This window comes from Moorena sp. SIO3I6, assembly GCF_010672095.1.
This window is the reverse complement of the sequence record NZ_JAAHHU010000039.1, coordinates 24,544-37,108: the sequence shown is the minus strand read 5'-3', so window position 1 is coordinate 37,108 and position 12,565 is coordinate 24,544. Positions and strand designations below refer to the sequence as shown.

General features: G+C 47.0%; 5 protein-coding genes. 2 read left to right on the top strand and 3 right to left on the bottom strand.

The window, feature by feature from the left end; all coding sequences use genetic code 11:
* The first annotated feature begins 17 nt into the window (after positions 1-17).
* Together F6K49_RS14060 and F6K49_RS14055 are read left to right on the top strand one after the other, a co-directional pair.
* Positions 18-6,851 (top strand): aminotransferase class III-fold pyridoxal phosphate-dependent enzyme, encoded by a 6,834-nt coding sequence (locus F6K49_RS14060; protein WP_293097502.1) that lies wholly within the window; start codon positions 18-20, stop codon positions 6,849-6,851.
* Positions 6,803-8,809, top strand: coding sequence for a KR domain-containing protein (locus tag F6K49_RS14055; RefSeq protein ID WP_293097499.1), 2,007 nt, complete (start codon positions 6,803-6,805; stop codon positions 8,807-8,809). Before F6K49_RS14060 ends, F6K49_RS14055 begins: the two co-directional genes overlap by 49 nt.
* A gap of 76 nt (positions 8,810-8,885) precedes the next feature.
* On the opposite strand, the gene F6K49_RS14050 is transcribed toward F6K49_RS14055, so the two are convergent.
* The 3 genes from F6K49_RS14050 to F6K49_RS14040 form a co-directional block, all read right to left on the bottom strand.
* A complete protein-coding gene (locus F6K49_RS14050) occupies positions 8,886-10,385 on the bottom strand; it encodes a reverse transcriptase domain-containing protein (protein WP_366514178.1) in 1,500 nt (499 codons plus the stop codon).
* Positions 10,386-11,063: 678 nt separating this feature from the next.
* Complete coding sequence (locus tag F6K49_RS14045; protein WP_293097493.1) at positions 11,064-11,453, bottom strand: zinc ribbon domain-containing protein; 390 nt, start codon at positions 11,451-11,453, stop codon at positions 11,064-11,066.
* A gap of 471 nt (positions 11,454-11,924) precedes the next feature.
* Positions 11,925-12,560 (bottom strand): hypothetical protein, encoded by a 636-nt coding sequence (locus tag F6K49_RS14040; RefSeq protein ID WP_293097490.1) that lies wholly within the window; start codon positions 12,558-12,560, stop codon positions 11,925-11,927.
* Between the last annotated feature and the right edge of the window lie 5 nt (positions 12,561-12,565).

Here is a 12,565-nt window from a genome sequence, read left to right as displayed (position 1 = left end):
TAATAATAGTTAAAGCCATGTCAGAACAACATCTCAAAAGCGATATTCAGGCAATACTTAAGGAAATTTTTGCCCCCTTAATTGTGGGTAAAAGCGCAGAGGAATTAGACTCCCATGCCAACATTTTCCAGATGGGACTGGAGTCGATTGCCTTTGTAGAAATCGCAGGAGCAATTAAAGCAAAACTAGGAGTGAATATTTCACTTCGCTCGATGTTGGAGAATAATTCCACTATCAATGACTTGTCTGAGTACATCGCCGAAAAAATGCCCGAAGCCACGCGATTATCCTGGGCACGGACAAAACCCGAGTCTTTATCTTTAGAAAAACAAGAGAAGCCAAGTAAAAATGGCGGTGCTGCTAGCAGGGCTCTAGCGAAACAGATATCGGAGCCATTAACTTCTCACGGACCATTAACTTCTCAAACGGCGATCGAACGGGTTGTGAGCCAGCAGCTTCAGCTGATGTCCAAACACCTAGAATTGCTACGCAACGGTTCTTCGGGGAATACCCCAACTCAGGCACGACTGCCTTCCCAACCCTCTAGCAACAAACAAAAGAGCCTACAGAAGCAGAGCCTAGAGTTGGAAACGGGTCGTCCAGAGAGCATAAAACTGTCCCCAAAAACCGAGAAATCAGAAGGTGCAGGGTTAGTCGAAGCGCCTGACTTTATACCTAATCCAGCCTTTATAGCGACTCGCTTGCAACCCGAGGTGCAGGAACTGGTGGTGGAAAACAAAAAGTTACACCATTACATCACCCAACTGGTACCACAACTGGAACAGGTGAGTCTGACCTTTATAATCCAAGCACTAAGGAATCTGGGTTGGTCTTATCAGGTGGGAGAGTCTATTAGTTTAGCTACGGTGGCTCAACGGTTGGGAGTTGTGCCCCAACATCAGCGGTTGTTGGTTCGATTGCTACAGATTTTATCATCGGAAGGAATCCTCAAACCACATCAGGGTCAATGGCAGGTACTGCAACCGTTGCCGACGTGTGATGACCCTGCCCTACAGAATAGTCCTGCTCTGCAGCAGCTGCCAGAATGGCAGTTATTGTATCGCTGTGGCTCCCAGCTCAGTTCAGTGTTGCGAGGAGCAGTGGATCCGGTGAAATTGATGTTTCCTGCTTGGGACACGAGCACCGCTACCCAACTGTATCAAGATTCTCCAAGGGCTCAGGTGTTCAACAAGCTAGTGCAGCAGGTGGTAACCACGGCAGTGGCAGGGGCTCCCCAGCAAAGGGAACTGCGGATCTTGGAAATTGGTGCTGGGACAGGGGGCACCACCAGTTACCTCTTACCCCATCTGCCAGAGGATCGAACTCAATATTGTTTTACCGATGTGGGAGATCTGTTCACTGCATTGGCTCAGGAGCGTTTTGGGGACTATCGGTTTGTGGAGTATCAAGCTCTCGATATTGAACAAGACCCCAGCTTGCAGGGATTTGAGCCTCATTGCCAAGATGTGGTGATAGCAGCAAATGTGTTGCATGCCACGCAGAACATGAGGCAGACCTTGGCGAATGTGAGGCAGTTGTTAGCACCAGGGGGAGTCTTAGTGCTTTTAGAGGGAACCCATCGACAACGGTGGGTTGACCTAACATTTGGGTTGTTAAAGGGATGGTGGCGATTTGCGGATGTGGATCTGCGATCGGATCACCCCCTGATCGATAAAAGGCAATGGCTGCAGCTTTTGCAGGAGAGTGGTTTTAGTTCGGTAGCGATACTGCCAGATGTTGAAGCAGACGATAACCTGGGACAGGTGGTGATACTGGCTCAAGTAAGTGGGTCTAGTTCCTCCAAGCTGGTGTCTAAACAGGGAACCAAGAAATCAGAAGGTGCAGGCTTCACTGTCCAGCAGCAACAACATTTGGATGGCTTAATAGCTCGAGTAGTCCAACGCACCCAAGAATCAAAACAATTGACCCAAGCTGCTCGTAAAGTATTAGCTAATCCTAGGGCAGCCAAATGGTTCGATAGCTCTATCAAGGAGATGATATATCCCCTCCACATTCAGCGCGGAGCTGGTGCGAGAATCTGGGATGTTGATGGCAATGAGTATATAGACCTGACCATGGGGTTTGGTCCGCTCTTATTTGGTCATTCGCCACCTTTTGTTATCGAGGCTATCCAAGAGCACATTCAACGAGGGCTCCAAAATGGTCCGCAACCGCATCTTATAAGCAAAGTTGCCGAGTTAATGTGCGAGCTAACTGGTCAAGAGCGGGTTTGCTTTTGCAACTCAGGCACCGAAGCAGTGATGGGAGCAATCAGGATAGCCAGAGCCACTACAGGACGCACTAAAATTGCTTTTTTTGCTAATTCTTATCACGGACATTCAGACGAGCTGTTGGTCGGCAAAATAGATAATCAAGACGGAACATCCCGTACCATTCCAGCTTTTCTAGGAGTTCCAAAGCATAAGGCAGAACAAGTCATAATGCTTGACTACGGAAATCCCAAATCTCTGGATATTATCAAAGCTCATGCCCACGAGTTGGCAGCTGTTTTAGTAGAGCCAGTACAGAGTCGTAAGCCGGATTTACAACCCCGAGAGTTCCTGCACCAGCTCAGAGAATTAACCCTCTCAACGGGAGTTGCATTGATTATAGATGAGGTAATTACAGGTTTTCGGATGCACCCCGGCGGCATCCAGGCATTGTGGGGGATTAAAGCTGATATTACTGCCTATGGCAAGGCCTTGGGAGCTGGACTGCCCATTGGAGCAGTAGCTGGTAAGGCTAGTTTTATGGACGCATTGGACGGTGGATTTTGGAGTTATGGAGATCAGTCTTCTCCCTCCCCAGACGTCACGTTTTTTGCAGGCACCTTTTTCAAGAATCCCCTTGTAATGAGTGTTGTATGGGCAGTTCTCAACCACATCAAAGACCAAGGACCCCAACTGCAAGCGGAGTTAACAAAGAAAACCACGAAATTAGCCAACCATCTCAATGATTACTTCAGGGAAAAGCAGTTGCCAATTCAGGTAGTTCATTTCGGGTCATTGTTCCGGTTTACTTACCCGGAGCACCTCTGGATGAATTTGCTTTTTTATCATTTGCTGGAGCGAGGGATTTACGTGGCGGAAGTGCGCAACCTGCTTTTGTCTACGGCTCATACCGATGAAGATATCGAACAGATTATTCGGGCGGTAAAAGCAAGTATAGAAGATATGCAAGCAGGGGGATTTTTACCGAGTTCGCCATCTAAGCTAAGTAAGCCGAGTGATGAAGACAAAAAAGAGGTTCAGCTACCCCTTACAGAACCCCAAAAAGCAGTCTGGATGGCCTCTAAAATAGCAGAGGGAGCATCCAAAGCTTACAACGAATCGATGGTGATTCACTTGCGGGGCCAGTTGAATTTGGAGGTGATGGGCAAGGCAGTCAGGGAATTGGTCAATCGTCACGAAGCCCTCAGAAGCACTTTTAGCCCAACGGGAGATTACCAGCGGATTGCTCCGAGCGGGGGCTTAGATATTCCTCTGGTGGACTTTTCTGGTTTAGATAATGACTTGCGCGATCCAGAAGTATCCCAGTTTTTGGTGCAAGAAGCCGGAAAAACTTTTGATTTTGAAGTCGGTCCTTTGTTCCGCCCTTTGGTTGTAAAGCTCTCGGAAGAACACCATATTTTGGTTCTAACTTTTCATCACCTGGTTGTTGATGGTTGGTCCATGGAAATTTTGTTTCGAGAACTGGGTGTAATTTATTCAGCGCAGTGCCAAGGGGTTTCCTACGATCTGCCGGAACCCATGCAATATAGCAAGTACGTTCGACGGATTGAGGCTCGGCGGCAAAGTCCGGAAATGGCCTCTGCGGAGGCTTATTGGTTGCAGCAATTTGCTGATTCCGTTCCTGTACTGGATTTGCCCACCGATCGCCAGAGACCATTGGTCAATCGATACAGGGGCGATCGCAAAACTCTGAAACTGGGTAAATCTCTGTGCGATCGCCTCAAAAGCCTGAGTGGGCAATGTCAATGCACCCTGTTTACAACGCTGCTAGCTGGATTTATCTTGTTGCTACATCGGTTGAGCGATCAGAACGACATTGTTGTAGGCATTCCCACAGCAGGACAACTGTCTGTAGGTTGTGAATATATGGTGGGTCACTGTGCCGATCTCTTGCCATTGCGCGTGAAGGTGGGTTCCGATCCGAAGTTTAAAGACTATGCTAGTACGGTCAAAAAGGTGTTTTTGAATGGTTACGACCATCAAATTTATCCTTTTATCGACTTAAGTCAAAAGTTACAGCTACCGCGCGTTCTGAGTCGAACTACCCTAATTGGAACTACATTTAATTTAAACAAAATTAGCGCCGATCCAGAATTTTGGGGTCTGGAAGTTGAATTGGCACCGAATCATGGGAAGGGAGCTAAGTTTGATCTGGTTTTCGATATTTTTCAGACAAACAGCGAGCTGATTGTGATGTGCGATTACAATAGCGATCTATTCGACTCCCAAACAATTCGGCTCTGGCTGGGTCATTTCCAAACTTTATTATTGGGCGCAGCCGCAAATCCAGAGGCACCACTGTCACAGTTGCCTCTCTCCACAGAACCAGAAGGTCGAGAATTGCTGAAGGAGTGGAATGACGCATATGCCGACTATGCCCAGGATATGTCCATCCACCCGTTGAATGAGCACCAGGACAAGCGCACCCCCGAAGCAAATGGAGGTTACGTACCGTTAGACCCAGATTATCCCAGCAACCCTATCGGTAATATCTTAGAGGATTCACAGGCCGAAATGCTGTTAACTCAAGAGCCTCTAGCAACAAAACTGAACACTCCTGAACAGGAAATTCTTCAGGCGATCTGGTGCGAAGTGCTTGGGTTAGAGTCGGTCAGTTTGCATGAGGACTTCTTTGAAATCGGCGGGCACTCCCTCCGAGCAACCCAAGCTATCTTTCGTATTCGTAAAGTATTCTCGGTCGAACTGCAATTATCAGCTCTGTTTGAAGCTCGAACAATAGCACAACTGAGTGACCGGATCGCAGCTATGCGCCGTGCTCCTGCCGAGGTCCTACCCCAGATTTTTCCCGTTTCGCGAGAGGGCGATGTACCCCTCTCCTTTGCTCAAGGACGTCTTTGGTTTCTTAACAATTTCGCTCCGGGCAACCCAGCTTACAACATTCCGATCGCCTATCGCATTGAAGGATTCCTTAATGAGGAGATCTTAGCAAATGCCCTAAATACCATTGTTGAGCGTCAAGAATCGCTACGTACCAGTTTCCCTGTTGTCAATGGCTATCCAGTGCAAAGGATAGAGACATCGGTGGAAGTAGGGCTTAACATTATTGACCTCACAGGTATGGGGGATAGTGAGACCCAAACAAAAATTGTAGAGATAGCGAAGACCGAATATCTCTGGCATTTCGATCTCAACAACGGACCACTTTTTCGCTTTACACTGGTTCGACTCACAGATGAGGAACGCATTTTCTTCGTCAATCTGCATCATATCATAGCCGACGGGTGGTCGATTGGGGTGTTTAACCGCGAACTTGGTCAGTACTACCATGCAGCTACAACAGCAGAGGCGTTGCACCTTCCTGAACTGCCAATTCGTTACACTGATTTCACTGTAGGTCAGCAGGCCTGGCTACAGGGTAAGGTACGGGAGAGTCAGCTGGCTTACTGGAAAGACCAATTAGCAGGACTTGTTCCCTTACAATTGCCTAAAGATTATCCACGTCCAGCGGTTCAAAGCTTTGTTGGTAAAGCGGTGCAGTTTGGCCTTAAGCCCGAGATAACAACATCTCTCCAAAGGCTAAGTCGTGATCACGGTGTAACTCTCTTCATGACTTTGGTAGCGGCCTTTTTCCTTCTGCTCTATCGATACTCAGGTCAGGAAGACCTAGCCATTGCAACACCAATTGCCAACCGCAACCGCCGTGAAATCGAGCATCTCATTGGCTTCTTCGTCAACACGCTAATACTTCGTTGCCACGTTTCTGGAGACATGACTTTAACAGATTTGTTGCAACAGGTACGCCAGGTCTCGCTTTCAGCTTATGCACGCCAGGACTTTCCTTTTGAGCAAGTGGTTGAGGCTCTTGCCCCAGAAAGAGACAGCAGCCAAAATCCGCTAGTGCAAGTAATTTTTGCTCTTCAGAACGCGCCAATGGAGCCACCAATCTTGCCAGGTCTCAATGTCGCATTGGAAACCTTTGAAGAATACACTGCACGCTTTGATCTGGAGATACATTTGTTCCAGGTTGAAGATGGATTAACTGGCTATATAGTTTACAACACCGATCTGTTTAAGTCATCAACAATCGAGGGATTAACAAATAACTTTGTAACTCTGCTGCAATCTCTAAGCATCGATTCGAGTCAAAGTATTCAGCAGGTGCCAATCCTAGAGGCGTCTGAACAGATGGAACTGATAGGTGCGGGGCTTAACAATTTCCAGATTCCATACCCACGCGAGAAGACAGTCCACGAATTATTTGAAATCAAAGCTAAAGAAAAAGCAGAAGCAGTTGCACTAATATATGGCCAACAGATACTTTCCTACGAGGCACTGAACGTCAAGGCCAATCAGCTGGCTCGATATTTGAAAACCCTGGGTGTGAAACCAGAAATGCCGATCGGGATCTACCTTGAACGTGGAATCGACAGCATTATTGCCCAACTTGCAATTCTTAAGGCTGGTGCATGCTATGTTCCTCTCAACCCAGAAGATCCAGCAGCCCGAATCCGTTTTATCGTGCAAGATACAGAGCTTGAGATCATTATTACTGACAGTAAAACCTCGCAACTGCTGCCTGCAAAATTGAACAACGTGGCACCAGAGCTAGTTTGCCTCGACCGATCTCAAGCAATCATTATGGCTCAAGAGGAGGACTGAACTCTTGGAGTCAACAGCCATCCTCTCAGGCAACTTCCCAATTTTCCCTGACCCCGGAACAATTACCGATTTATCTCGGACCGACGGTTCTTGTGGATGACTCTCCTGGAATTGAGGTTTTCAGCGTCGGATGCCTTCCTCAGGACAGTGAAGAAGTCATCGGTCATATTCTGGCTCAGGCTTGGTGTGGAGGCAGTTCCATTGATTGGGCTGCTTTCCAGGGTGACGCAGCCCCAAGGCGAGTGCCTCTTCCCACCTATCCCTTCGATCGCCAACGCTATTGGGCTAAACCGGCTGGTCCGATTGTTGCTAAATCGGTTCATACTCCCATAGCAAAACCGATTACCCCTTTGCCCCTATCCAAACAGCCTGATCTGGGAGGATGGTTCTATCGGCCTCACTGGGAGCAGAAGCTGCCCTTAGCCCCTGTTAGCCCTGCTACCATCGCCCAACGGGGAGAGTTCTGGTTGCTGTTTTTGGATGATTGCAGCATTGGAGATGGTTTCGCCCGATATCTGCGGGAAGCTGAAATCGGGGTGGCTACGGTAAAACTTCAACCAGGTGCTGAATTTAAAGCCCTCTCAGATTGGGACTATTGCCTGAACCCCGATAGAGCCCAACACTATCGGGATCTGTTCCAAATTTTGGAGCAACGTCATAGCACCCCTCAACAGATTTGCCACTTTGGGTCTGTTACTGCTCCTGAAACAGAACCCAACCCAGAGGTTGTCTTTAACTCCCTCCTTTTTTTGGTACAAGCATTAGGTCCCCAAGCAACAGCAAACTTAATTATTATATCTACAAATCTTCATGGAATTGAACCGAGCGATCTACCTTGTCCAGCTAAAGCACTTGTTCTCGGTCCTGCCCTAGTCATTCCCCAAGAATATGCCAAAATCAACTGCCGCAGTCTTGATATAGAGCTACCAAAAAACGAACTTCAGAAACAAAACCTTCTCGATCGGATTTTGGCGGAAGCGGTTGCCCCTGAGGAGGATGCAGTCATTGCCTATCGGGAAGAAACTCGGTTGGCACGAACCTACAAATCGCTGCAGCTCCCAGAGAGCAGCAACGATCGAACCGAACCCCGACTGAGACAGGGTGGGGTTTACCTGATTGCAGGAGGACTAGGGGGAGTTGGACTTACCCTGGCTACCTTCCTGGCAAAGTACTACGCAGGGAAAATTGCTCTCCTCACCCGCTCGTCATTTCCTGATCGGGATTCCTGGGAAGGAATTTTGAAGCAGAAGCGGTTGCCGGATTTAAGTTCCTCGATTGAGGAATTGCGAAAGGTTGAAGCTAAGCTTTCTGATCAACTAGCTATTGCAGCAATCTCCGATTATCCAGGATTGACCGAAAAATTAACGGACTTGTGCTGCGCCCATGGGTTCAATTATGTAAAGACTGCCTTTGTACAAACCGATTCTTCCCAAAGTCTTTCGTATAAAGCTATTTTGGAAAGCCTAAGGGTTTTGCCGGAGTTAGAGGGATGCGTTCTTTATATCCTCGACTTACTAATGGCAGCAGAAATTATTAGCTATAAGGATGGTCTCTATTACCTCGGAGCTAAGGCAGATCGGGTCAAGGAACCCGAAGAGCTAAGTGCAAACCTGCGTCGTCATTATCCAGATTTTCGGGGTTTGGTTGAACTCTTAGACCATTGTGCGATCCATTACTCTGCTGCCTTGACTGGAAAGATTCCGGCTATTAGCGTGCTTTACCCTGAAGGACGCTCCGACTTTTTAGCCAAAACCATGGAAAACACCATTGAACACAGTAGGGAACCCATCTATCGTCAGGTGGCAGCAGAATTGGTAGCCAAGCTGGCTTCCCAGCAGCAAGGGCGTCCTCTACGCATTCTCGAAGTGGGTGCAGGCAATGGCTTGCTTACCGAGGTAGTAGCCTCAGCTTTGAAGCAGTTAGAGGGGGTTGAGTGCGAGTACTGGGGATACTCTTAGTTAGAGTCGATGCCTGGTATTACCCAGGGCACCTCTCCTTCAAATCCGTACGTGCGACTTTCACCGCATACGGCTCCTAAGTATCGCTGCTCCAGTGTAATTGTTGGTGGCAACTTTGGTGGATAGCCATTAGGTTGTCATTTTTCCAGTTGTCATGATTTCCGTCGATGTGGTGTAGGTGAATCCTTTCCTCATCTACGAATTTCAGACCACAATATCCACAGGAATGGTTTTGCCTTTTCAATGCCTTGGAAGTTGCGTTATCGTATAATTTGGACTTTCTTCTACTCCAGTAGACTGTGTCCCCGTCGTAAGGGGACTTGGTCCCCTTGACGTTCACGTGTTGATTTTGTTTATACCCCACTGCTGGGAAGCCTTTCTTGCATAGTTCGGTGGCTTTGTATCGGTTCACCTTCTTTTCTTTTCGGAATTTCCGGTTTGCGGTTTCAGCCATAAACCATAAACTATCTCGGGAACTGCTCATGTCGCAGCTTTTATGGTAATTCCTCCATCCACGTACGATTGGTGCTAGTTTCTTGGCTTTTACTTCGGCCCCATAATTCGAGCTGTTGACTACGGCCTTAATCTTCTTCCGTATATTCCGGTAGTTTTCCTCAGAGGGAATGCACCGGAATTTTCCGTTTTTCTGGACGCGGAATTTCCACCCCAGGAAGTTGAATCCGTCTGTCGTTTTAGTTAGCTTTGTCTTTGCCTGATTAACTTCTAATCCTCGTTGGGCTAGGAAGTTGTTCACTTTTTCTAGAATCTTCTCGGCGTTATCTTTTGGCTTGAGGATGAATACCATGTCATCCGCGTATCGGATGCTGGTGTGTACATTCTCTATTCCATCAAGTGCAATATTGGCTAGAAGTGGGCTGACTACACCGCCTTGGGGTGTTCCCTGCTCCGGGAATTCCGGATTGATGCCTGCTTTTAGACATCTAAATATTCCCATCTTTAGACCCGCAGGTGCTAGCAATCTATCCATGATGGAGCTGTGGGAGATGCGGTCAAAGCATTTCTTGATATCCAGTTCTATTACTCTCTTTTTAATGCCGTTGCTGTTAGATTTTAGATGTATAAATAGTCGTTTTTGTGCGTCTTGGGCACTCCGACTTGTCCTAAATCCGTAGCTATCGGCACTGAACGTTGCTTCGTGGGCAGGTTCGAGGGCGTATTTTGCTAGACATTGCCATGCTCTATCTTGGATGGTTGGTACCTTCAGTATTCTCGTACTCCCGTCTTTCTTAGGTATTGGGATTTCCCTTAACCCTTGGTGCGTCCAGTTTTCCGCACTGGAGCCTAACATTTTAAGTACCTCGAATCGCTGTTTGTAGGTTAGGGAGGCTTTCCCGTCTATGCCAGCGGTTCTTTTTCCTTGATTTAACTGTGTCACTTGATGGACGGCCAATAACTGTGCTGAGCGGGATTTTAGAATCAGTTTTTGCAGAGACCGTGCTTTTCTTAAGTCTCCAGCTTGAACCGCTTTATATACTCTCTTTTGTAGGCGGAAAAGGTTTTGGCGGAGTTTCTTCCACTTCTGGCTTTTCCATAGGTCACTATATCTTTTTGACATGTGTCTACCCATGCTCTCTTCTAGTTTGTATATTCTGGATACCCGTGCCCAGTTTAGGGACACATCCTACCCGACAGTGGGGATTAGGTTTGGCATAACTTACCGTAGGTACGACCGGCCTACAGACCCATTTTTGCTGTCGTTTTTACTCGTTCCATCTTCCAGATTGTTTTGGCGATTTAGGGTGGTCCATTCTGCCTATTCCCTTCTCAGAGATTACAACTATCCCGGTTAAGACGTTGTGAGAATGAAGGAATAAAGTCTCGCATTTGTTGTTCAGATTGCGGCTTTTAATTAAGACATTTTTCTAGGACCTATTTACCCATGTCGCCTCCCCGTTAACAGCAGTGTGGATAATCTGTTTCACCTCTGATTCTGTCCTGGTGCCAGCTTCACTCTGTGGGTTGCCGCCCGCTCGGTGTGGCCAAGGTAGGGAGTCACTTATCTCTTAAAGGAGTGGATTTTCACCACCATCCGAAGGATAGTTAAGATTTTTGGGATATTAATCCCGCGAATCTCCCTAGTTTTACCCCTTCTGTTTCAGAAGGCTCTTCCTAGGAACGAGCCGCACAACCGTAATTAATCGGGATAAACCCGTACAAAACAGTCAAGGTGCAATTTATTGTGGTCTAAGTGAGAAATGGTCATACAGCAATTGGAGTTAAGCCTGCCATTCATCTATTTAGACGTTCCTGGCATCCCGACCAGGAGTTGCTTGAAAGCCTTAGTTTTGCTATGTTTGGGGTCAAGCCATCCCAGCTCGACTGCATCAAGCAGACTCAGTCCCATCCCTTTCAAGAAACGCGCGGTACGGCGCAATAACACTGCTTGCACCTCAGTTTTATTCATGTACCGGGTGATCTCCTTATCGGTACCACGAACAAGGATATTCTTGGCAGCATTATAGTCAGCCTGCAACACGACCCCGTCAAATCCGGTAAAATTGTCCCCAGTCCTTTTTCCCAATAGGGTGCCATTCCTAGAGTCAATTTGCGACGTGTAACTAGGCTGAACTTCTGTAACAACCGAGCCAGTCCAATCAGCCCATTTCTGCAAAGAGTCCCGCATAGCCCCTTTCATCCAACTATTAAGTTTCCGGGACACGGCTTTAGACTGGCGTTTGTTTCTGATCGGTTGTGTTAAATCTTCTGCAAATACTTTTAAGGATTTTCCATCAAAAAGAGACTTAGAAGCTGCTCCTATTATTGCCGTAAGTTCTGATTGATTTTTTCTGTAACGGCGATTTTCTGTTTTTCTAGTTAGGTTATTTTCGAGTATTCTAGCCGACTTAGCTGGGTCTATCTTTTCTGACTTTCGGTGAAGCGCCCAGAGCTTCCCTCTGTTGCGGTTCTTGGCACATATACGATGGCCAAAAGGCCACGCTACGCGAACGGATTTTTGGGTAGTAACTTTCCCTAGTCCTTTACCGTGAGCTTGCCCTTCTGAATCATAGAAAGCTTCAGTGTAGCCTTTGTCTATCCCAACAGCTTTACGGTTTGCAGGAATATCTATAGTCCCATGGTCTGCTAGGAAGTGAATTTAAAAGTGCCCAATGTCTGTGTTGTATATTAATCTAATCTGACCTTTAATTTTGCGATTAGACTTAACAACTATTTTATTTCTTTTTCCTCTTCTTAATCCAGCTAATTCTAGTTGATAGGTATTGCGGGAGAGCCTTTTGCATTTGTACCCTCCTTGTTGATATACTATTTGATTTTTGACCCAAGAGTGCCCTCTCTGGAACTCCTTCCTGACCAGTCGATGGAGAAGTGGGTTATCCAGTAAGGCCAAGGTTTTTAGCTGTTTACAAAGTTCCTTTCTGTTTTTTTTGTTCTCTTTTCCAGGGAACCTTTTGTAAACTTTTTTAATTACCGCTTCAGTGCAAGCAGCTTGTTGAGCCGTAATAGTTTTAGCTACATCACTGACAGTCCACTCCATTAATTTCGATGGCAGTCCTAGTGATTCAGGAGTTCTAAAACTCCTGACTTCTGGATAAGCTTTTTTCCAGTCAAGTCCCCAATGACTAATACTGCCCAGCTTGTTGTAAGATTCAGATCTGACGGTGCCCAGTTTCTTCATCGTGGACAACAACTCAATCTCAACCGGCTCAGTCATCCCCATCACAGGAACAATCTGGGTCGATATTCTTTTTGTTGCTCCTACACTTTTGGGCATTATCA